The following is a 22,833-nucleotide window of genomic DNA, read 5'->3' on the forward strand; positions in this document are numbered from 1 at the left end:
CAGGATTGTCTATTGAAGCAGTTCCAACAATCGCTCCAGATCCTGTTTGCTGTAGTAGTTGAGCTCGATTTTGCCTTTATCTTTGTTGTGCTTTATCTTCACTGTTGTTTTGAAACGTTCGCGCAAGGATTCCTCCACCGTATCAATGAAGGGGTCTTTTTTCTTGATTTTGGATTTGGCCTTGGCTTCACCCATCTTGGAACGATCCAGCTGCTGTACAGCTTCTTCCAGTTCACGTACACTCCATTGTTGGTCAATGGTTTGTTTGGCCAGCTGTTTCACCATGTCCTGGTCCTTCACACCGACTATGGCACGTGCATGCCCCATGGACAATGTTCCACGTGAAACATGATCTTTTACTTCTTCCGGCAGCGAAAGCAAACGCAAGAAGTTCGCGATGTGAGAACGTGATTTCCCCACTTTGACAGACAATTCTTCCTGTGTCAGCGAGAACTGGTCCATCAACCCTTGATAGGCTACAGCCACTTCCATCGCATTGAGATTCTCCCGTTGTAAATTCTCAATCAGGGCAATTTCCATGACCTGCTGATCACTAAAATTACGAACGACTGCAGGCACTGTTGCATTCCCGCAATATTGAGATGCTCTAAAACGCCGTTCCCCGGCAATAATCTCATAACCTCTCAGTACAGTACGTACGATAATGGGCTGTATGACGCCATGCTGACGTATAGATTCCGCCAGTTCATGAATAGCGTCCTCATCAAATACCTTCCGTGGCTGATAAGGGTTTGCCCGCAATTGAGCAATCGGAATTTCTACAACCTTGTCATCGTCATTTATTGAAAGCGATGGAATGAGGGCATCGAGACCTTTTCCGAGCCGCTTACTCATACGATATCACTTCCTTTGCGAGCTCTAAATACACTTCTGCTCCGCGTGAACGGGGATCATACGTAATAATGGACTGCCCATGCGAAGGGGCCTCACTAAGTCGCACATTACGCGGAATAATCGTTTGATATACCTTTTGTTGAAAATACTTCTTCACTTCTTCAATCACCTGGATCCCCAGGTTTGTACGGGCATCAAACATGGTGAGCAATACACCCTCTATTTGCAAAGAGGTATTCAAATGTTTCTGCACCAAGCGGACTGTGTTAAGCAGTTGGCTCAGCCCTTCAAGTGCATAGTACTCACACTGGATCGGAATGATCACCGAGTCGGAAGCGGTTAACGAATTGATCGTTAACATGCCAAGGGATGGTGGGCAATCGATCAGTATGTAATCATAGTTTTTTTTCACCATGGCGAGTGATTTTTTCAGACGAACTTCACGTGATATAGTGGATACCAACTCAATCTCGGCTCCGGCAAGTTGAATCGTTGCAGGTATGATATGAAGGCCTTCAATTTGGGTTTCCACAATGGCTTCCTGAGGATGTACTTCATTAATGATGACATCATATATACAATTGGCCACATCTGCTTTGTTGATTCCGACTCCACTAGTCGTATTCCCCTGAGGGTCAATATCAACAAGAAGTACCCTTTTCCCGAGTGAAGCCAGTCCTGCACCCAAGTTAACAGATGTCGTCGTCTTCCCCACACCGCCCTTTTGATTTGCTACGGCCATAATCTTAGACAATTACTTCACCTCAAATAAAATAGGAGTCTTTTCTTGTAGGTTGTGAGATACAGTTAACTAAAAGCAGGTGGCTATCGTCCACACAAACAACAACTACCGTTCCGTTCTTCAAACACGTTCTTCAATTCAAGCCTCAACCAGCTCTATAGACAGAAAAAGCGGCCCCATTGCCGCCTTAAGCTTCAACTATTTGCGTTTTGGAATATGAATGACGATCTCGTAATGATCTTCGTGATCTGCTTCTTTGGTTTTGATATCCATACCGGAACCGGATACCATATCAATCGATTGGCGAATTGTATTTAGAGCGAGTCTGACATCTTTGGTAAATGAGATGCGTTTTGATTTTTTGATTTTGGAAGCTTCCTTGTAGAAGGCAACCCTTGCTTCAGTTTGTTTTACGTTCAGCTCTTTTTCAATAATCTCGCCGAGCAATTTCATTTGCAGTTCTTCTGAGTCCAGTGATAACAACGCTCTTGCGTGACGCTCCGATATCTTCCGTTCCATCAATGCAGTCTTGATCCCTTCCGGGAGTTGTAATAACCGGATTTTATTAGCGATGGTTGATTGGCTTTTGCCCAATCGCTGTGCAAGACTCTCTTGGGTCAGCTGGTGAAGATCTATCAACTTTTGATACGCAACGGCTTCTTCAATAGCCGTGAGACCTTCACGCTGCAGGTTCTCGATCAAGGCAATGGAAGCGGCCTGAGAATCATTAAACTCGCGTACAATGGCTGGAATATGCTCCAATCCCAGTTTTCGAACCGCACGCCAGCGACGTTCCCCGGCAATAATCTCATACGATCCATTCCGTACACGGACGACAATCGGCTGGATGATCCCATGGGTTTTGATTGTCTGCAACAACTCATCAATTTTATCATCGTCAAAAATCGTACGAGGTTGATACGGGCTGCTTACTATTTCACCTACCGGAATTTGTTTCACTTCATCTCCGTTATTGCGCTCCGCCAAACCAAACAACTTCGAAAATTGTTCTTTCATTCCGTATATTACCACCTAGTTTCGTAATAGCTCCCGCAACAGTGCAGGTGCTTCTTATTCTATATGCGACCCCTCATATGTTGTCGTTCTTCGAATAAGTTTTGCTTTATACATCACGTTCTGAATAAATGTCTATACTTCATGCAAAATCTATTTATATATAATCTATAATCTATGACCTCTGATACACAGGATCGGCTACTTCTATTCTATCATCTTTTCTATCATAATCCTATTCTAACCTATTCTTTAAACTCTCCTAATTTTCCTGCTTTTTCTCCGAGCATCTTGTCGGTTTTAGCCTGATTTCCTCCTTTTTATCACCTGTTTTGTTTTTGAATTGTTACTCGCTTTCCAGTATGTATGTGAAAATAAAAAAAGGATGTTTCACGTGAAACATCCTCATCAATATTTTTAATTATCTGACTATCAAATTTGTATATTTAAATATCAATAGTTCGCCCAAAAATACACGAAGTAATCAAAGTATACTGGTTTACCCAACTTTTCCTATTGCACCAATGGGGTCTTGAGTGGTGTCCCCGGTTTACGAGGATATTTGTGAGGCGTTTTATCAAACTTTTGTATCAAGATGATATGACGCGCTGACTCTTCTACTGGCAGCTGGAATGGATGAACGGCTTTTACCCGTCCTCTCAGCTGATTGAAGCTAAATTCTGCTTCCTTCATTTCTTCCCGAGGATCTCCGCCTTTCATTGCCGCAAACATCCCGCCTTTGCGAACAAAAGGCAAACAGAATTCATTCAGTACTGCCAGCTTCGCTACTGCGCGCGCAGTAACCAGATCGTAGCTGTCCCGGTATCCTTCTTTGCGTCCCAGCTCCTCCGCCCGGCCATGAATTAATTCCACTCCGGTTAGACCGAGTGTATCCACGACATGCTGCAAAAAGCCAATACGTTTATTGAGTGAATCAATAATAGTCAACTTGATATGCGGGAAGCAGATCTTGAGCGGAATGCCGGGGAAGCCTGCTCCAGACCCAATATCCGCAAGCTTTTCCACCTTGGTCATATCCGTATAAAAGGCCAGGGATACCGAGTCATAAAAATGCTTCGTATACACCTGTTCCCGTTCCGTAATACCCGTCAGGTTCATCTTTTCATTCCAGGATACCAGCTCCTGAAAATACAATTCGAACTGTTCCAGCTGGCGTTCATCCAGCTCCAACCCATGCTCTTTCAGCCGATGCTGCAATTGCTGTTGAATATCGTCCATTATTGTCCCCTTGCTGCAGTTACACGATTATAATGCTCCAGGTAGACCAGCAAAATCGAGATGTCCGCAGGAGTCACCCCTGCAATCCGGGAAGCCTGCCCAATTGAAATGGGACGAATCGTGGATAGTTTTTGCTTCGCTTCCATAGCCAGACCATGTACATCATTATACTCAATCGTATCCGGAATTTTCTTTTTCTCCATCTTTTGCAAACGTTCCACGTGGATCAATTGTTTCTCAATATAACCCGCATATTTGATTTGAATCTCTACTTGTTCCTTCATATCTGCTGTCAGTTCCACCTCAGAGGGTGAGACCTGTTCAATCCAGTCATACGTAATTTCCGGACGACGCAATAGGGTAAGCAGTGTGCTTCCATCCTGAATCGGTGTGGAGCCAAACTCTTCAAGCTTCGGATTCACATCCGCAGGACGTGCCTTAGCCGCTTTTAGACGTTCAACTTCTGCATCCACTTTAGCCTTCTTGTCGAGGAATTTGGCATAGCGCTCATCTGAAACCAGACCAATGTCGTGACCAATTTCGGTCAAACGCAGATCTGCATTATCATGGCGAAGCAGCAAACGGTACTCGGCACGTGAGGTGAGCAAACGGTAAGGCTCGTTTGTTCCCTTTGTCACCAGGTCGTCAATCAACACGCCAATATAGCCTTGGGAACGATCAAGGATAACCGGCTCTTGGCCTTGTACTTTACGTGCTGCGTTAATCCCAGCCATAATCCCTTGTCCTGCCGCTTCTTCATAACCGGAAGTACCATTGATTTGTCCAGCCGTGAAAAGACCTGGCAGGCGCTTCGTTTCAAGTGAAGGCCAGAGCTGTGTAGGAACCATCGCATCGTATTCAATAGCATAGCCGTTACGCATCATTTCCACTTTTTCCATTCCGGGAATCGAGCGCAGAACGGCGAGCTGAACATCCTCCGGCAGACTGGTGGACAGCCCTTGTACATAATACTCGGATGTATTTTTGCCTTCTGGCTCCAGGAAGATCTGATGTTTCGGCTTGTCGCTGAAACGGACAATCTTGTCTTCAATGGATGGGCAGTAACGCGGCCCCGTACCTTCAATGACGCCCGAGAACATCGGTGCACGATGCAGGTTATCATTGATGATCTGATGTGTTTCAACCGAAGTGTACGTCAACCAGCATGGCAGTTGTTCATTATCGGAGGATTCTGTCTCATACGAGAAGAATTTCGGTTCATCATCACCAGGCTGAATTTCCGTTTTGCTAAAATCAATTGTATCCTTATGCACACGAGGTGGTGTACCTGTTTTGAAACGAACCAGATCGAAACCGAGTTCCCGCAAATGCTCGGACAATTTGAGCGAAGGCTGTTGGTTGTTCGGTCCGCTTTCGTACATCAACTCACCCATGATGACTTTACCACGCAGATAAGTGCCTGTAGTCAGAACAACTGCTTTGGCCCGGTACTCTGTACCCGTCTGAGTTACTACACCCACACATTTGCCGTCTTCGACGATCAAGCGGTCTACCATGCCTTGACGCATGGTCAGATTGCGCTCATTCTCCATCGTTTCTTTCATTTTATGCTGATAAGAGAACTTGTCTGCCTGAGCACGCAGAGCGTGAACTGCAGGACCTTTCCCTGTGTTGAGCATTCTCATCTGAATAAACGTCTTGTCAATATTCCGTCCCATCTCACCGCCAAGCGCATCAATCTCGCGCACGACATGTCCTTTAGCCGGTCCCCCAATGGATGGGTTACAAGGCATGAAAGCCACCATATCCAGATTGATGGTAATCATCAGTGTTTTGGATCCCATGCGGGCTGCGGCCAGTGCCGATTCCACACCCGCATGTCCAGCACCAACGACGATTACATCATAGCTGCCGCCATCAAAAGCCATTCTTGTTTACCTCCTTATGCCGCAGCATGTTTGAATCCTATGCACACGGTCTATTGTAAAAAAGTCGAATGCCCTCCTTATTCACCTCGGAGACATTCCCATCTATATCAAGCCATCAAGTCTGTAGTTTCTACAGACGTCATTGCCATGCTGACCATTCACAAGGAATGGACTTCATTATCATACTACTTTTCACAAGAAGTATGTTTGTTCATTTTACTTTCCTAGACAGAACTGGGAGAAAATCTGATCAATCAGCGCGTCATGTGCCGTATCGCCCACAATCTCACCAAGGTGCTCCCACGCGAGACGTACATCAATCTGAATCATATCAATTGGAATGAGCTGTTCTGCTGCCTCGTATGCATCAACTAAGGATTGCTTCGCCTTTTTGAGCAAAGCAATATGGCGTACATTGCTGACATACGTCAAGTCTGCCGACTCCAGCTTGCCACTGAAGAACAAGGTAGAGATGGCCTCTTCCAAGCGATCAACACCCAGATCATCCTTCACCGACATCGGAACAAGGCGCTCTTCCGGGATGTAACGAAGCAGAATGTCGCGGTCTGCCTGCGGCGCTAAGTCCATTTTATTCATAATGATAATTGATTGTCTACCGCGGATTTGTTCCAATAATTCGATCTCATCCTGGTGCAGTGGCTCTGCCGCATTAATCACCATCAACAACAGATCGGCTTCTGCAACGGCAGAGCGGGATCGTTCTACCCCGATTCTCTCGACGACGTCCATCGTTTCCCGAATGCCGGCTGTATCCAGCAGCTTAAGCGGGATGTTGTTAATCGTAACAAATTCCTCAATGACATCTCGCGTCGTTCCCGGAATGTCTGTTACAATAGCCCGGTTGTCCTGAGCGAGTGCATTAAGCAATGAGGATTTTCCTACGTTCGGCCGCCCTACAATTGCTGTCGTAATTCCTTCACGTAATATCTTGCCCTGTTCTGCCGTTACCAGCAATTTATCAATTTCAGTCATGACCAGACTGGATTTTTCTTTAATAAAATCAGCGGTTAGCGACTCCACGTCATGCTCGGGATAGTCAATGTTCACTTCGATATGAGCCAGAGTTTCCACCAAAGTATGTCTCAGATCACGCAGTTTGGAAGACAGCTTTCCCTCCACTTGTTTGAGTGCTACCGAGAACGCTCGATCCGACTTGGAACGAATGAGATCCATGACGCCTTCGGCCTGTGACAGATCAATCCGTCCATTCAGGAAAGCTCGCTTCGTAAATTCACCTGGCTCTGCAAGGCGAATATTGAGCTGAAGCAGGAGATCCAAAACCCTTTTCACGGAGACTACTCCACCATGCGCACTAATCTCAACTACATCTTCCGTTGTAAATGAACGAGGTGCCCGCATAACCGTAACCAACACTTCTTCAATTTTCTCACCGCTGCCAGGTTCAATGATATGACCGTAGTGAACGGTATGAGATGCGGCTTGGGTTAAAGGGGTTTTACTGCGGAAAATTTTCTCCGTCTCCGATACTGCATCCGGACCGCTGACCCGAATAACAGCAATCCCTGCTTCGCCAACAGCCGTGGATATCGCTGTGATCGTATCACTGATCATCGTTATCTCTCCCTGCTCTATTTTAAAATGGTTGTCCTTCGGACCGACATCTGAATTTCATGGTTTGAGTTCTCATCAACATACTTATCTACGAAAAAAGCAATGGCTTCTGCACCGGGCAGGAAGCCATTGCGTCTTCAATTTCGTGTTATTTCGTCATAATGACCACGCGCCGATTGGGCTCTTCGCCCTTACTGTACGTCTTAATCTGCGGGTGATTTTGCAGTTTCGCATGAATGACTTTGCGTTCAAGTGGAGGCATCGGCTCCAGGACAACTTCCTTGCCGGAACGGATCGCTTGTCCCGCCAGGCGTTCAGCCAGATCCTCAAGCGTCTTCCGCCGGCGTTGACGGAAATTCTCCGCATCCAGCACAATTCGAACGAAACTTTCCGAATAACGGTTAGCTACAATGTTCGTTAGATATTGAAGTGCATCCAGGGTCTGTCCACGCCTGCCAATAATCATGCCAAGGTCTTCCCCGGCAATATTGAAGATATGTCCATCCCGCTGTTTTTTGATATCCACTTCAACATCCAGTCCCATACCTGCTGCTACTTCTTTCAAGAAAGCAGCCGCTTCCTCATAGGGATTTTTAGCTGCGACATCCTCAAGCTTAGCTTCAACCTGAGGTACATGTGCGGCCGGCTCGACCCGCTGTGGTACAGCTTCGGGCACAGGCAGAAGCTTGACTTCAACTTTCGCCGCCTTTACCCCGATCAAACCCAGGAATCCTTTTGACGGCTGCTCTAACACTTGTATCTCGACCTTGTCCCGGCTCACGCCAAGCTCAGCCAATCCTTGGTTTACAGCATCTTCAACGGTTTTTCCTGACGCAATGACTTTGGTCATTTCGATTTTTTGGCCCCTTTCGACCCTTTTCCAGAGACGGTTGCCTTGCCACCGTTTTTGCGTTTAGCTCCATTTTTGGAGGAACTATTCTGCTTCACGTTGACTTCAGCCACGACTTTATCATTATTCCGGTAAAGGAAATAGTTTTGCACGATCGTGTAGATGTTACTGTAGAACCAGTACAGCGGAAGTGCTGACGGGAACTGGTAGGACATCACGAAGATCAAGATAGGGTAAACCCACAGCATAAACTGCATCGGTCCAACCTGTTGTGCAGGATTCATGCGCATCATCATCCATGTTTGTACGAATGTTGTGATGGCAGCCAGCACAGGCAGTATAAACAGGTGATCCGGTTCCCCGAGCTGGAGCCACAAGAAATCATGGGTTCTCAGACTGGAGTTTCCGTAAATTGAGTTATAAAGTGCGATGTAAATCGGCATCTGAATGATAAGCGGTAGACAACCCGCCATCGGATTAACTTTATTCTCCTGAAACAACTTCATCGTTTCTTGCTGAACTTTCTCAGGTGTATCTTTATACTTGGCTTGAATCTCCTTCAACTGCGGCTGAATTGCCTGCATGGCTTTGGAGCTGCGGACCTGCTTCATTGTTAGTGGCAAAATCAACGTCCGCACAATCAGCACCATGACTAGGACAGCTAGTCCATATTCACCGTTAAACCAGTTGGCGAATGTATCGAGCGCCAGTGAGAACCAGTACACAACATTGCTTTGCCAGAATGAGCCACTATTCTTCAGATCTTCCGTAGTAACCCCGGCTCCTTGTGGAGTACATCCGGCGAGTACAGTGACCATTGCAATGACTGCAATGAGGAGAATCCACTTCCCCTTTGATGTCTTCAATCGCGACACTTCATAACCCCTCTCTTAACCATTCCATTCCACCGTAAATCATACCATAATTAGGAGGACAAATAAACCGAAGCTTACCGTTTGTTAGGCTTAAGAAGAGCCGCTTTGCGCATGACGTGCAGCAGACTTTTCTCCATTTCCTGATAGGTCATGTCCAGCGCACCTTTTCTCACGATGAAGATCAGGTCCATTTGTGTGACAATCTCTTTTTCACGGTGCCTTATAATTTCCTTAATCATGCGTCTCATCCGGTTTCGTACAACAGCGTTTCCGATTTTCTTGCTGCATGATACACCTACCCGGAATTGCTCCGTATCTTTACGGCGGCAGCCATACACCACAAATTGATGATTGGCAAAAGATTTCCCATACCGGTATACGCGGCTAAAGTCCGCCCGGTTTCGCAAACGCAGTCTTTTATACACGGCGCTTCTCCTTGCTGTTCTCCACCATCCATATTGACGGAGGCCTCATTACTGATTTAGTATAGGCTTTCTTGAATAACGGTAAACCGCTCTAATGACAACTTCATTATATATAAGGAAACTTTTTTAAAAAATTTCGTAACTGATTGATCGTTCTTCAATGAGAGAACTAACCTTTTTCGCAGCCAATTTAGGCCCGATCTTTATCAGCATCCAGTCTAAAATGACACATTTTAAGAAAAAAAAGACCACACTCGGTGGTCTTCTCATGCATTAAGCACTCAGGACTTTACGGCCTTTCAGGCGACGTGCAGCCAAAACTTTACGGCCGTTGCTCGTGCTCATTCTTTTCCGGAAACCATGAACTTTTTTACGTTTGCTTACGTTCGGTTTGAATGTAGGTCTCAATGTATTGCACCTCCTTACAAGGAAATACTTATGTGATGAATCATTTTCATCTTCACAGAAAACACCTTTATACATTTAACCACGTACACCTGGAAAAGTCAACTCTATCCCCCTTAGATTCTCCCTCTTTTTAAAGCCCTTTCCAGCCTTCCCTTCAGAGCTCGTACTCCTTACCGCAGAATTTGATTTTGAATAAAAGAATTCTGATGCGAGAAAAGTTATCCCCAACTGGCTTTGCGCAGTCTTTATATTCGTCACTTCAAGGGTTATCCACACCCCGATCTGGATTTCTCACTCACCTCTCTCCCTCCACTTTAATAACCTGAAGTTATTCACATGTGGATAACGGATTTAACTTATTTTATTCATAGGAAATTTCCTTGGTAAATCGATCTACGTCTCCCTCCTGAAGGTGACAAACTCTCTAATTATCTTTCTCAACTCACTTAGCGAATTTATAAATACTTTTGCCAATTTAAAATTTAATGTATCCGCTTTAATTTGAAGGTTTACAAGCTTTCAAGAAAGGTGTAGGATAAAAAACACATCTTGTATACAAGTATACTTACGTATCCATTGAGGAAATTTTCGCATTACCCTAACTCTCTTTGGTTTACAAAAGTAATGAAACTGGGCTCTTTGAAAAACGGCAAGAAGAAGAAACTATGTTATGGACTTTGGCTTCCTTTCAGACAGCATGCAAACTGCAAAAAGGTTGTGCTATGATCAGTGTACAGGTCCATTTGGATGGAGTACCGAATGTTGGACCTACATGAACTGATTATTTGAATAGGAGCGTTAGCCATTATGTTGTTTCCTTCTTCCTGGCTGCAGGGAGCTTCCCGCGGGGAAGCCATCGCCTGCGAATTAAGGCTGCGCATCATCAGTGGAACCCTGCGTCCTGGAGAAATTTTGTCTGAGAATCGAATCGCCGCTGATTTTGAAAGCAGTCGATCACCTGTCCGCGAAGCTTTGAGAACACTGTCGAATGAAGGCCTGATTCGGCTTGAACGGATGGGTGTGGTCGTTCTTGGATTGAAGATCAAGGATGTTGAAGAGCTGTACGATGTCCGTTTTCTGATTGAGAGCTTTGTCCAGCAGCGACTTGCCGGGTCCGTTCCCGAGCAATTGATTACTTCGCTTCGTAATATACTGGACAAAATGGAGCTGGCTGGCAGGCATCAGGATGCCATCGAGTTTGCTTATCAGGATCTGACCTTCCATGAGACCATCATCGAGGCCGCCGAGCATTCCCGTATTTCCCATTTATGGAGAAGCATTCGTTATGTTGTCATGACGGTTATGCTGCTCACAACCCGAAGGGTGTTTGTTCAGGGCGATCCAAAAGTAAGCGCTGTAATTCAAAAACACCGATTGCTCATTGAAGCACTTGAATCAGGTGACAAAGCATCCATTCAGGCCGGAGTGCGTACGTACTTTCAGGATTCCGGCAAAACCCTGCATGAAAGCTTCGACTCCTAACAATGAAACGAGAACGTTTTAAAGTTTACATTTTGGGTTTAAATACTGTCGACTACTCGCAATCACATCCGGCTGGATGGATTGCCGCTCAACTTGTCGACAAGTATACAAAATGCGATTTAGTTTCATATTTTTGGACATATTATAGGGAGAAAAACTTCCCTGACGGCAAATTCACTTGTAAGCGTTTATATTCAAAACAAAGGAGCATACATCATGAGCACTCTTTTTGGACTATCCCATAATGCAACATTATTAGTTTGGACATTGATTGCGATCGTATTTCTGATCGTGTTGATCTCCAAATATAAATGGAATCCCTTCGTTACCCTTTTAATATCCGCATTGATGCTTGGTCTGCTTGCAGGCATGAAACCTGCCGATGTCATCTCGTCCATTACAGGCGGACTCGGCGGTACGCTTGGAACAATAGCCATTGTTATCGGGCTTGGCACGATGCTGGGTAAAATGATGGCTGAATCAGGCGGTGCCGAACGAATCGCGACCACACTGGTTGATCGCTTCGGCGTTAAACGTGTGCACTGGGCCATGATGATCGTTGGATTTATCGTGGGTATTCCTGTCTTCTTCGAAGTTGGCGTAATTCTGCTGATTCCGATCATTTTCACCGTTGCACGCAAAACGAATATGTCGCTCCTGCAGATCGGGATTCCGATTTTGGCGGGTCTGTCGACTGTACATGGTCTGGTTCCACCGCATCCGGCTCCAATGATTGCTATTGATGCATTCAACGCCGATTTAGGGAAAACCATTCTGTACTCCCTCATTGTTGGTATTCCGACAGCTATTATTGCAGGTCCTTTGTTCGGTAAATTTATCGGCAAAAGAATACACACTGAACCGCCAGCGGAGCTGGCAGAGCAGTTCGCAACGAAAAAAAGCACCAATCTTCCAGGGTTCGGCATTACCCTGTTTACGATCTTGCTGCCAGTCATCCTTATGCTGATCGGCTCCATTGCCAATATCGTAGACCCCAATGCCACAAGCGGCTTTACGGTCTTCAGTGAGTTTATCGGGCATGAGATCATTGCCCTGTTGATATCCGTTGTGTTTGCCCTCTTTTCGCTCGGCTTCGCACGCGGATTTACGAAACACGATATTTCCCGCTTTACCAGTGAATGTCTGGCGCCTACGGCGACCATCATCCTCATTATTGGTGGGGGCGGCGCATTTAAACAAGTCTTGATCAATAGCGGTGTCGGCAATGCGATCGCAGAAGTCGCTACTCATGCCAATATCAACGTCATTTTGTTTGCTTGGCTGGTAGCTGCACTGATTCGGGTAGCCACAGGCTCGGCAACGGTCGCCATGACTACGGCAGCTGGTATCGTTGCTCCGGTTCTAGCGCTGACTCCAGGAGCTAATATTGAGCTGGTTGTACTTGCTACTGGTGCAGGCTCACTTGTTTTGTCCCACGTGAATGACGCGGGCTTCTGGATGATTAAGGAGTTCTTTAATATGAGCGTCTCCCAGACACTGAAAACGTGGACCGTTATGGAAACACTATTATCCGTCGTTGGACTGATCTTTATTTTGCTGCTTAGTACCGTGATTTAAGATTGCATCTATTAGAAGATAAAATTTCACCGTATCAAGGGAAAGAAGGATTACACCAAATGAAAAAATATATGATTGGCATGGATATCGGGACCACCAGCACCAAATCCGTACTATTTACGGAGCAAGGTGAGGTTGTGAGCACTTCAACTCAGGAATATCCTCTATATACACCTGCGCCTGATGTAGCTGAGCAGGATCCGGAGGAAATTGTACAAGCCGCTATTCGCTCCGTACGTGGGATCATGGATCAGAGCGGCGTAAGTGCAGGACAAATCATGTTTTTGTCCTGCAGCTCTGCCATGCACAGTGTGATTGCCATGGGCCAAGATCATAAGCCGCTCACTCGCTGCATTACTTGGGCCGATAACCGAAGTGCAGCCTGGTCAGCCCAATTACAGGAGAGCGGGCAAGGTCATCGCATCTATTTGCGTACAGGTACACCTATCCATCCCATGTCTCCACTAACCAAGCTCATGTGGCTGCGTCATGATGAACCTGATCTTTTCCAGCGTACAGCCAAGTTTATCTCCATTAAAGAGTATCTGTTCTTCCGTTTGTTCGGACAATATATAGTGGATCATTCCATCGCTTCCTGCACCGGTCTTCTCAATCTGGAAGAGCTGGATTGGGATACGGAAGCGCTGGAGGTTGCAGGGATCACACCTGAACACCTCTCGAAGCTTGTTCCAACGACATATACTATAGAGGGAATGGACAGCGAATGTGCAGAAAAAATGGGACTATCCCCCTCTACTCCTTTTGTGATCGGAGCAAGTGACGGGGTTTTATCCAATCTCGGCGTAAACGCCATCGAGCCTGGAGTTGTGGCAGCAACTATTGGTACCAGTGGTGCCATTCGTACGGTCGTTGATCGCCCTGTTACCGATCCCAAAGGACGGACCTTCTGTTATGCCCTTACTGAGGATCTCTGGGTCGTTGGCGGGCCTGTGAATAACGGTGGCATGCTGTTTCGCTGGGTGCGTGACGAATTCGCAGCGTCTGAAGTGGAAACAGCGAAAAGGCTTGGTATCAATTCGTACGACGTCCTAACCAAAATTGCTGAGCGAGTCAGTCCGGGATCTGAAGGACTACTGTTCCATCCTTATTTATCAGGAGAGCGTGCCCCACTATGGAATCCGGATGCCCGTGGTTCCTTCTTTGGTTTGACTCTCCATCATCAGAAAGAGCACATGATTCGTGCTGTTCTGGAAGGGGTTATTTTCAACCTGTATACCGTCTTGCTGGCCATGGAAGAACAGATCGGGCAACCAACCTCCATTCAGGCTACCGGAGGATTCGCACGTTCCCCTCTCTGGCGTCAGATGATGTCCGATATTTTCAATCAGGAGGTCGTTGTCCCGGAGAGCTTCGAAAGCTCCTGTCTGGGCGCCGTGGTCCTTGGTCTGTACGCTACAGGACGAATCAAGTCACTTCATGCCGTCTCTTCTATGGTGGGTACAACACACAGACATACCCCTGTTCGAGAAAACGCAGCAATTTACCGTGAACTGCTCCCCATTTTCATTCGCATCTCGCGCAAACTTGAAGAGGAATATGCAGATATTGCGGAATTCCAGCGCAAATTGTCCTTAAGAACCGAGTAAATGTTTCCTCAATAATCACCAAAAAAGAGGTTGTTCACTTAGACCACACGTTGGCCTTAAGGAACAACCTCTTTTTTTCGTCCATTTATTTGGTTCAATCTATTAATTCAAATTCAGCAATCACACCCGAAATTCATGTCATCCTTCCTCCATCCATCCAGCACGTCAACCTGCCTCTTTTCATGCTAATCGGCTTGACTGCCTCCATTTTCGATCCCTCAAAACCCAGCTTATGCAAACAACCCTAGATGAGGTTAAAGAGGCGAACTTCAACAGATCCCCAAACCTGCCATTCTGAATACGTGGTTATCCACAGACGTGTTATTCACAACTTTGGGGTCATTTTACACACAATTCAGCGATTTTCGACGGACAACCTGTGTATAAAACATTTTGGCTTTCTGGTTCATCCTGTCGAAAATTAAACAATTTATAAACAATATATTGTGTTGTGATTAAAAATTATACACAAGTTATTGAATTTGTGGATAAAATCTCGCGATACGTTGAAATGCGGGGCTTCTTTTGCTATGATTGTATTACTTTTGGATGTGAATATGTGATCTGACTCATAATATTATCAACAGCCTGTGGATAAAGTTGTGAACAATTTTCCGTTGTTCATTCTTTTTTTGTTTTCGACCTGCGGGGGTTTGGGGATAAATTCAACAATATATCTCGTATTTCGACACTGCATCATGGCTTAAGCCACACTTGGAACATGTAAAAGGAGTGACAGTCTGTGGACAGCCATACTTCTGATTTATGGCAGCAAATTTTATCAATCATACAAAACAAGCTCAGCAAACCCAGCTTCGATACCTGGTTCAAAGCCACCAAAGCAACGAAGCTGAATGACAGTTCAATCGTCATTTCCGCGCCAACTACGTTTGCCGTCGAATGGCTGGAGAGCCGTTACACCAAATTGGTTGGCTCGACAGTATATGAACTGCTAGGCAAACAAGTCGATGTGAAATTTGTCATCGAAGAGAACAAGCCTGCTGAACCGGATCCGCAGCTGCCGGCACCAACGCCTACGGTAGTTCAGGAAGAAGCGGTACTCAGCATGCTGAATCCAAAATATACATTCGATACATTTGTCATTGGACCAGGCAACCGTTTTGCCCATGCCGCATCGCTGGCGGTCGCTGAAGCGCCCGCCAAAGCGTACAATCCTTTGTTTTTATACGGGGGAGTTGGACTCGGCAAAACCCACTTGATGCATGCCATTGGCCATTACGTTTTGGAGCATGATCCGGGGAGCAAGGTTGTTTATTTGTCATCTGAGAAATTTACGAACGAATTCATTAACTCCATCCGTGACAACCGCGGGGAGAGCTTCCGTAACAAATACCGGAATGTCGATATTCTGCTTATAGATGATATTCAGTTCTTGGCGGGAAAAGAATCGACACAAGAGGAATTTTTCCATACGTTTAATGCGCTGCATGAGGAGCGGAAACAGATCATTATCTCCAGCGACAGACCACCGAAGGAAATTCCGACCCTGGAAGAGCGGCTTCGTTCCCGCTTCGAATGGGGATTAATTACGGATATCCAGCCTCCGGATCTCGAGACACGGATCGCCATTTTGCGTAAAAAGGCGCGTGCGGAAAACCTCGATATTCCTAACGAAGCAATGATGTACATCGCCAACCAGATCGACACCAATATTCGTGAACTGGAAGGTGCACTAATTCGAGTAGTTGCCTACTCTTCACTGACGAATCAAGACGTAACGACTCATCTGGCTGCAGAAGCATTGAAGGATATCATTCCTTCCAGCCGTCCTAAAATGATCACTATTCAAGACATCCAACAAAAGGTCGGCGAGTATTACAGCCTTAAGCTTGAAGATTTCAAAGCACGGAAGCGGACCAAAGCCGTTGCTTTCCCTAGACAGATTGCCATGTATCTATCGCGTGAACTGACCGATTTCTCTTTGCCCAAAATTGGGGAAGCATTCGGAGGACGAGATCATACGACAGTCATTCATGCACACGAAAAAATCTCCCAATCGATCAAAGTCGATCAGGAGCTCTATAAAGTTATCAACAACTTAACCGAAAAAATAAAGAATCAAACCTGAACAAGTCCCAAGCCTATGCACAACGTGTACACATGTGGATAGGCTTAATTTTATGGGTTTATACCCACTTATCCACATATTCAGTGCCCCTATTACTATTATTACTATAAAGATCTAAAAGATATCATCTCCAAATACGCCGTTTGAAGCTCGGCCTCCGGCCTTTTGATTAACACCTTTCAATACCCAAACACCCAAAAAATCCGCTAGGAGTGAAACCATGAAAATCAGCATAATGAAAAGCTATCTGAACGAATCTATCCAGCATGTATCCAAAGCCATCTCCAGCCGCACGACAATCCCCATCTTGAGCGGGATCAAATTCGACGTTAATCATCAAGGTGTGACGTTGACAGCAAGTGACACGGATATATCGATTCAATCCTTTATCCCGCTTGAAGAGGGAGATAAAAGCGTAGTTCAGGTTGAACAACCAGGTAGTGTTGTACTGCCAGCCAAGTTTTTTGTCGAGATCATCAAAAAACTGCCTTCCCAGGAAATCCACATGGAGGTCAAAGACAATTTCAACACCTTCATCTCAGCAGGCGCTACCGAAATTCAGCTGGTTGGTCTGGATCCGGAAGAATTCCCGGTATTGCCAAGCATCGAAGAGAACCAAACGGTCTCCATTCCTGGAGATCTGCTTAAGAACATGGTGAAGCAAACGGTATTCTCCATTTCCACCCACGAAACGACTCCAATCCTGACGGGTGTACTCTGGAGCCTTGGGGATAATGAGTTGAAATTTGTGGCAACCGACCGTCACCGTCTTGCTACTCGTTCAGCAATGCTGGATAATGCAGAGGGAGTACGTTTCAACAATGTCGTCATCTCGGGTAAAACGCTGAACGAACTCAGCAAAATTGTGCCGGATCAAAATACACTTGTGGATATCGTTGTTGCCGACAACCAGGTCCTGTTCAAAATTGATCGTGTCCTGTTCTATTCACGCATTTTGGACGGAACATATCCGGATACTTCTAGAATTATTCCGACTTCGTACAAAACAGAACTTGTTTTGGATACAAAAAAATTAAGTGAGTCAATTGACCGGGCCTATTTGCTGTCTCGTGAAGAAAAAACCAACATTGTGCGCATGCAGACGATGGAATCCGGAACAATCGAAATTTCATCAAGCTCCTCTGAGCTGGGGAAAGTAAGAGAAGAAATTGAACCTGCCGAATTTACCGGCGATCCGCTGAAAATCTCGTTCAACTCCAAATATATGCTGGATGTGCTGAAAGTGGTGGAGAGTGAGCAGCTGATGATTGCTTTTACCGGCGTCATGAGCCCGATCATTTTGAAGCCGCTGGATGACAGTCACAGCCTTTACGTCATCTTGCCTTACCGGACGACCAACTAACGAAAGGAAGATTCCAGTGAACCGAGTAACGATTCGTACGGAATATATTAAGCTTGACCAATTTTTGAAACTGGCAGATTGCATCCCGACCGGAGGCATGGCCAAAGCCCTGCTTCAGGAAGGACTTGTACGTGTGAATAAAGAGCCAGAAGAACGCCGGGGACGCAAGTTATACCCTGGGGATATCGTTGAGGTGGACGGAGAAGGCGCGTTCGAAGTTGCCGCAGAATAAACAGTTTGATCCCTGCTGCCTCCTGACGGACGGGATAAAAGGGAGGGTAACCGCTTGTTTGTCAACAGCATTGATCTGCAGCAGTTCCGCAATTATGAACATCTGAAACTGGAATCTTTCGGTCCAGTGAATCTGTTAATTGGGCAAAATGCCCAAGGTAAAACCAATCTTGCAGAGGCCATCTTTGTGCTTGCGCTCACCAAGAGCCACCGTACATCCCGCGACAAGGAGTTGATCCGTTTCGGTGAGGAACGAGCCAGGCTTGCAGCAGAAGTCGACAAAAAGTATGGAACTGTCAATCTAGAGCTGTCTTTGTCGCAACAAGGGAAGAAGGCCAAAATTAACGGGCTTGAGCAGCGAAAGTTAAGCGATTTTGTCGGTGCGCTTAATGTGGTCATGTTTGCACCGGAAGATCTGGAGATTGTCAAAGGTACACCGGGGGTACGCCGCCGGTTTCTTGACATGGAGATCGGGCAGGTGGCGCCAGGCTATCTATACCATCTTCAGCAGTATCAGAAAGTGCTGGTTCAGCGAAACAACCTGCTGAAGCAGTTATGGGGCAAGGATGCATCTGCCCAGACGATGCTTGAGATCTGGAATGAACAGCTGGCGGAGCATGGTGTTAAAATCGTCAAAAAAAGGAAACAATTCATAAAGAAACTGCAAAAGTGGGCCGAAACGATTCATCAGGGGATCACCGGAGGCGGAGAAGTGCTGCGTCTGGCCTATCTTCCATCCTTCAGTGAAGCCGCTGAGGAAGATGAAGCTGTTTTAATGGACCAATTTATGATAAAATTATCACAAATGAAAGAGCAGGAGATTCGCCGGGGCACAACCCTTAGTGGGCCGCACCGGGATGACCTGTCCTTTTTCATTAACGACCGGGAAGTACAAACGTATGGTTCGCAGGGGCAGCAGCGCACAACGGCGTTGTCCCTTAAACTTGCGGAGATTGAACTGATCCACGAAGAAATCGGAGAATATCCGGTCCTGCTGCTTGACGATGTGTTGTCTGAGCTGGATCCTTTCCGTCAGACGCAGCTGATCGAAACGTTCCAGAGTAAGGTGCAAACCTTTATTACAGCTACGGGAATCGAGAGCCTGAACGTTGACAAGCTCAAAGATGCCAGTATTTATCATGTTCATGCCGGACAGGTTGAACGCTAAGGAGTGAGGGGACATGTACATTCATCTGGGTGGCGAGAAAATTATCCGTTCTTCCGAATTGGTCGCTATTTTTGATATATCGATTGAAAAATCCTCTAAAATCTCCAAGCAGTATGTCACGCATGCCGAGCAGGAAAAAACAGTGGAACGCATCGGTGAAGAGGAAGCCAAGTCTATTGTCGTGACCAAGAACATTGTGTACTATTCACCTATTTCCTCAGCCACGCTGAAGAAGCGGGCTCACATTTTTCCTGATCTTTAGATCGTCATAAGTAGGTTATATGTATCCCTTCTACTGCTTGTCTTTATTTGAACTGCTTGTTGAAATTAAGGGCAGATGGCCATTTTCAGCATGCGTTCTTAGTTAACGCATATTTACGATATTGAATCTATAGAAGTAGGTGGAAGCATGTCTATGAATCAACCGTCATATGGTGCAGATGAAATTCAGGTTCTTGAAGGACTGGAAGCCGTTCGTAAACGTCCAGGGATGTATATTGGTTCCACCAGTGCCAAAGGTCTGCATCATCTGGTCTGGGAAGTAGTGGACAACAGTATCGATGAAGCACTCGCAGGTTACTGCGATCATATCGAAGTTACTATCCATGAAGATAACAGCGTCACTGTAGTCGATAATGGACGTGGAATTCCCGTAGGCGAACATGCCAAAATGAAACGTCCTGCACTTGAGGTTGTTATGACCGTCCTCCATGCAGGAGGTAAATTTGGTGGCGGCGGGTACAAAGTATCCGGTGGACTACATGGTGTGGGTGTATCCGTCGTCAATGCTCTATCAGCAAAAGTTGTTGTCACCGTTAAGGTTGACGGCCATGTTTATCAACAGGAATACCGTCGTGGTGCACCACAATATGACTTGAAAACAATCGGGACAACAGACGAAACGGGAACAACGGTTACGTTCCATCCGGATCCGGAAATTTTCACTGAGACGTTGGTGTACGACTACGATACTTTGCTTACCCGTATTCGTGAGCTGGCGTTCCTGAATAAGGGCATCGGTCTTACGTTGACGGATGAGCGCACAGGTGCAACCAACTCGTTCCTGTACGAAGGCGGGATTATCGAGTACGTCTCCTTCCTGAATCAGAAGCGTGAAGTACTGCATGAAAATCCGATTTACGTTGAAGGCTCCAGAGATAATATCCAGGTGGAAGTTGCCCTGCAATACAATGACAATTACACCGAGAATATTTATTCTTTTGCCAATAATATCAATACGCATGAGGGCGGAACGCATGAATCGGGCTTCAAGAGTGCATTGACCCGGATCATTAATGACTATGCCCGCAAAGCCGGTGTAATCAAGGACAGTACTGGTAACTTGTCCGGAGATGACGTACGTGAAGGTCTGACGGCCATCATTTCCGTCAAGATTCCTGAGCCGCAGTTTGAAGGACAGACCAAGACGAAGCTGGGTAACAGCGAAGTGCGCGGAATTGTAGAGTCCCTGTTTGCCGAGAAACTTCAGGAGTTCCTTGAGGAGAATCCATCGGTTTCCCGCCGCATTCTGGAAAAAGGATTGCAAGCAGCTCGTGCGCGTGAAGCAGCACGTAAGGCTCGGGAATTGACTCGGCGTAAGGGTGCACTTGAAGTGAGCTCCCTGCCAGGTAAACTGGCTGACTGCTCCTCCAAGGACGCTTCGATCAGTGAACTGTATATCGTCGAAGGTGACTCAGCTGGTGGCTCTGCGAAACAGGGCCGTGACCGTCATTTCCAGGCGATTTTGCCGCTGCGCGGTAAAATTCTGAACGTGGAAAAAGCCCGTCTTGACCGGATCCTCGGTAATGCAGAGATTAGAGCAATCATCACTGCAATGGGTACGGGGATTGGTGACGACTTCGATATTTCGAAAGCCCGGTATCACAAAATCATTTTGATGACCGATGCCGATGTCGATGGAGCCCATATCCGGACACTGCTGCTGACATTCCTGTATCGTTATATGCGCAAAATCATTGAGGCAGGCTATGTGTACATTGCACAACCGCCATTGTTCAAAATTGAGCGCAACAAAGTGATTCGTTATGCCGGTTCCGAGAAGGAACGTGATGAAATTATTGCGAGTCTTGGTGAAAATGCCAAGTTCAATGTTCAGCGCTACAAAGGTCTTGGCGAGATGAATGCCGGACAGCTGTGGGAAACCACGATGGACCCTGAAAGCCGGACGATGCTGCAAGTATCGATCAGTGATGCAATGCTTGCGGACGCGATGTTTGATACCCTGATGGGAGATAATGTTGAACCTCGTCGTGACTTTATTCAGGAAAATGCGAAATATGTGAAAAACCTCGATATCTGATGATACGAGAAGAGGCGCCTGCTGGGCGCCTTTTTTACTTTCATAGCAGTTGAACCAGGAAATGCAAAGGTTAGCGAACCCGACTTTTCGCTTTAGAAGAGGATGCTTTTGGTTTTGCAGCATTGCGTAATGTTTTCTTTTTTTTGGAGGGCAACCTGCCGTAGGCAATTGCATATCGTTTGATCTTGCGATAAGCCTCTTTGTCAGGTAGTAAGCCAAAGGCATAGATACCAGGTAATGTGTTAACCTCCAGGATCCAAGGGCGGCCTGTTTCATCGAGGGCAATATCAATTCCGATCTCTTTGAGTCTTGGAAACGACTTTTGCAACTGAACGGCAGTATAAACACCAAGTCGATAAAGCTCGCTCCGTAGCTTCTGTAATCCGGTTGCATGAAGATGGGGCATAACCAGTTCTTCGAATGTGGCCAGCCGTCCGCCACCATGAATATTGGTTATGATTTTTCCCGGTGCAGCAATTCTGCCCAAAATACCTGTTGTCTCCCAGGTGTTCTTCAGATTTTTTTGCGTGAGCACGCGTAAGTCAAATGGCAGATCTTCGTGTTTGAGGAGAGGGATACCCTGCTGAATAAGGTAAACGTGTCCCTGAATTCGCTCTTCCAGAGCCTTATAGAGTTCCTCGAGAGACGGATAAGACTCCTGTTTCGTGCCATATTGGAGCTGATAGGATGTAACCTGGAGCGAGGAAGTCTCAAAATCCTGTGAATTGGATTCGCTAAGGGAGGATGACAGGGGTGTGTTTGCTTCCTCAGAAATGTCTTCTTCCGCATGGGAATGATCAGAGATCGAAGTTGCATTGAAGGAATGAATTGTTTTTACCCGCATTACCCCATTACCGTAGGTCCCATGATCAGGCTTAATATAATTGAGCTCAAACAGTTCTGTCATTCGTTCAAGCGTTTGGCGATTGTATTGCCTCGTGACAGGTATATATTCATTCACAGTACGACTGCGCTGCAACACAACCGTTTTGGTCCATTTGCTGGAGACGCGCTGGATACTCAAGAAGCCACCAGTCCTTCCTTGTTTTAATCAGAGTTCCTTAAGAGCAGCAGTACGGAGAAATCAAAGGACAAGAGACGAGAT

General features: G+C 46.2%; 20 protein-coding genes. 9 read left to right on the top strand and 11 right to left on the bottom strand.

Translation table 11 applies throughout. The annotated features are described in order from the left end of the window. Window positions 1-9 precede the first annotated feature (9 nt). From ABGV42_RS30265 to rpmH, 10 genes are all read right to left on the bottom strand, one after another. Window positions 10-855 (bottom strand): ParB/RepB/Spo0J family partition protein, encoded by an 846-nt coding sequence (locus ABGV42_RS30265; RefSeq protein WP_347385025.1) that lies wholly within the window; start codon window positions 853-855, stop codon window positions 10-12. Next, on the bottom strand, window positions 848-1,609 hold the full coding sequence (locus tag ABGV42_RS30270; protein ID WP_095293506.1) for a ParA family protein: 762 nt from the start codon (window positions 1,607-1,609) through the stop codon (window positions 848-850). Before ABGV42_RS30270 ends, ABGV42_RS30265 begins: the two co-directional genes overlap by 8 nt. Window positions 1,610-1,795: 186 nt before the next feature. Next, a complete protein-coding gene (noc, locus tag ABGV42_RS30275; protein WP_347385026.1) occupies window positions 1,796-2,614 on the bottom strand; it encodes a nucleoid occlusion protein in 819 nt (272 codons plus the stop codon). A 510-nt stretch (window positions 2,615-3,124) separates the two neighbouring features. After that, window positions 3,125-3,850: a 16S rRNA (guanine(527)-N(7))-methyltransferase RsmG gene (gene rsmG / locus ABGV42_RS30280; RefSeq protein ID WP_347385027.1), complete on the bottom strand. Its 726-nt coding sequence runs from the start codon at window positions 3,848-3,850 to the stop codon at window positions 3,125-3,127. After that, a complete protein-coding gene (gene mnmG / locus ABGV42_RS30285; protein WP_347385028.1) occupies window positions 3,850-5,739 on the bottom strand; it encodes a tRNA uridine-5-carboxymethylaminomethyl(34) synthesis enzyme MnmG in 1,890 nt (629 codons plus the stop codon). The genes rsmG and mnmG overlap by 1 nt, the downstream gene beginning before the upstream one ends. Before the next feature lie 216 nt (window positions 5,740-5,955). Further along, window positions 5,956-7,332, bottom strand: a complete 1,377-nt coding sequence (gene mnmE, locus ABGV42_RS30290; RefSeq protein ID WP_347385029.1) for a tRNA uridine-5-carboxymethylaminomethyl(34) synthesis GTPase MnmE — start codon at window positions 7,330-7,332, stop codon at window positions 5,956-5,958. A gap of 148 nt (window positions 7,333-7,480) precedes the next feature. Further along, entirely contained in the window at window positions 7,481-8,182 is a 702-nt protein-coding gene (gene jag, locus ABGV42_RS30295) for an RNA-binding cell elongation regulator Jag/EloR (RefSeq protein ID WP_095293511.1), read from the bottom strand. After that, entirely contained in the window at window positions 8,179-9,057 is an 879-nt protein-coding gene (locus tag ABGV42_RS30300) for a YidC/Oxa1 family membrane protein insertase (RefSeq protein ID WP_095362179.1), read from the bottom strand. The genes jag and ABGV42_RS30300 overlap by 4 nt, the downstream gene beginning before the upstream one ends. A gap of 74 nt (window positions 9,058-9,131) precedes the next feature. Beyond that, window positions 9,132-9,482: a ribonuclease P protein component gene (gene rnpA, locus ABGV42_RS30305; RefSeq protein WP_175394208.1), complete on the bottom strand. Its 351-nt coding sequence runs from the start codon at window positions 9,480-9,482 to the stop codon at window positions 9,132-9,134. 273 nt (window positions 9,483-9,755) lie between these two features. After that, a complete protein-coding gene (rpmH, locus tag ABGV42_RS30310; RefSeq protein WP_024629517.1) occupies window positions 9,756-9,890 on the bottom strand; it encodes a 50S ribosomal protein L34 in 135 nt (44 codons plus the stop codon). An 807-nt stretch (window positions 9,891-10,697) separates the two neighbouring features. On the opposite strand from rpmH, the gene ABGV42_RS30315 reads away from it, so the two are divergent. The 9 genes from ABGV42_RS30315 to gyrB all read left to right on the top strand — a co-directional run bounded on the left by ABGV42_RS30315 (window position 10,698) and on the right by gyrB (window position 21,728). Further along, window positions 10,698-11,372 carry a GntR family transcriptional regulator gene (locus tag ABGV42_RS30315; RefSeq protein WP_347385030.1) on the top strand — a complete coding sequence of 225 codons (675 nt, stop codon included), beginning with the start codon at window positions 10,698-10,700 and terminating at the stop codon, window positions 11,370-11,372. 216 nt (window positions 11,373-11,588) lie between these two features. Next, entirely contained in the window at window positions 11,589-12,950 is a 1,362-nt protein-coding gene (locus ABGV42_RS30320) for a GntP family permease (RefSeq protein ID WP_347385031.1), read from the top strand. 59 nt (window positions 12,951-13,009) lie between these two features. Beyond that, the gene (gene gntK, locus ABGV42_RS30325) at window positions 13,010-14,557 is read left to right on the top strand and encodes a gluconokinase (RefSeq protein WP_347385032.1); all 1,548 of its coding nucleotides are present in this window, start codon (window positions 13,010-13,012) and stop codon (window positions 14,555-14,557) included. A gap of 742 nt (window positions 14,558-15,299) precedes the next feature. Next, a complete protein-coding gene (dnaA, locus tag ABGV42_RS30330; RefSeq protein WP_347385033.1) occupies window positions 15,300-16,646 on the top strand; it encodes a chromosomal replication initiator protein DnaA in 1,347 nt (448 codons plus the stop codon). Window positions 16,647-16,866: 220 nt separating this feature from the next. After that, window positions 16,867-18,009: a DNA polymerase III subunit beta gene (dnaN, locus tag ABGV42_RS30335; RefSeq protein ID WP_095362172.1), complete on the top strand. Its 1,143-nt coding sequence runs from the start codon at window positions 16,867-16,869 to the stop codon at window positions 18,007-18,009. Between the two features lie 16 nt (window positions 18,010-18,025). Further along, window positions 18,026-18,241, top strand: a complete 216-nt coding sequence (gene yaaA, locus ABGV42_RS30340) for a S4 domain-containing protein YaaA (protein WP_056697580.1) — start codon at window positions 18,026-18,028, stop codon at window positions 18,239-18,241. A gap of 54 nt (window positions 18,242-18,295) precedes the next feature. Further along, the gene (gene recF, locus ABGV42_RS30345; protein ID WP_095293519.1) at window positions 18,296-19,408 is read left to right on the top strand and encodes a DNA replication/repair protein RecF; all 1,113 of its coding nucleotides are present in this window, start codon (window positions 18,296-18,298) and stop codon (window positions 19,406-19,408) included. Window positions 19,409-19,421: 13 nt separating this feature from the next. Further along, a complete protein-coding gene (remB, locus tag ABGV42_RS30350) occupies window positions 19,422-19,670 on the top strand; it encodes an extracellular matrix regulator RemB (RefSeq protein WP_095293520.1) in 249 nt (82 codons plus the stop codon). A gap of 147 nt (window positions 19,671-19,817) precedes the next feature. Further along, on the top strand, window positions 19,818-21,728 hold the full coding sequence (gyrB, locus tag ABGV42_RS30355) for a DNA topoisomerase (ATP-hydrolyzing) subunit B (RefSeq protein ID WP_347385034.1): 1,911 nt from the start codon (window positions 19,818-19,820) through the stop codon (window positions 21,726-21,728). A gap of 70 nt (window positions 21,729-21,798) precedes the next feature. Here gyrB and ABGV42_RS30360 read toward each other — a convergent pair whose 3' ends face one another. Beyond that, window positions 21,799-22,752 carry a YheC/YheD family protein gene (locus ABGV42_RS30360; protein ID WP_347385035.1) on the bottom strand — a complete coding sequence of 318 codons (954 nt, stop codon included), beginning with the start codon at window positions 22,750-22,752 and terminating at the stop codon, window positions 21,799-21,801. Window positions 22,753-22,833: the final 81 nt, after the last annotated feature.

Source organism: Paenibacillus pabuli, from assembly GCF_039831995.1.
Classification (GTDB): Bacteria; Bacillota; Bacilli; order Paenibacillales; family Paenibacillaceae; genus Paenibacillus; species Paenibacillus pabuli_C.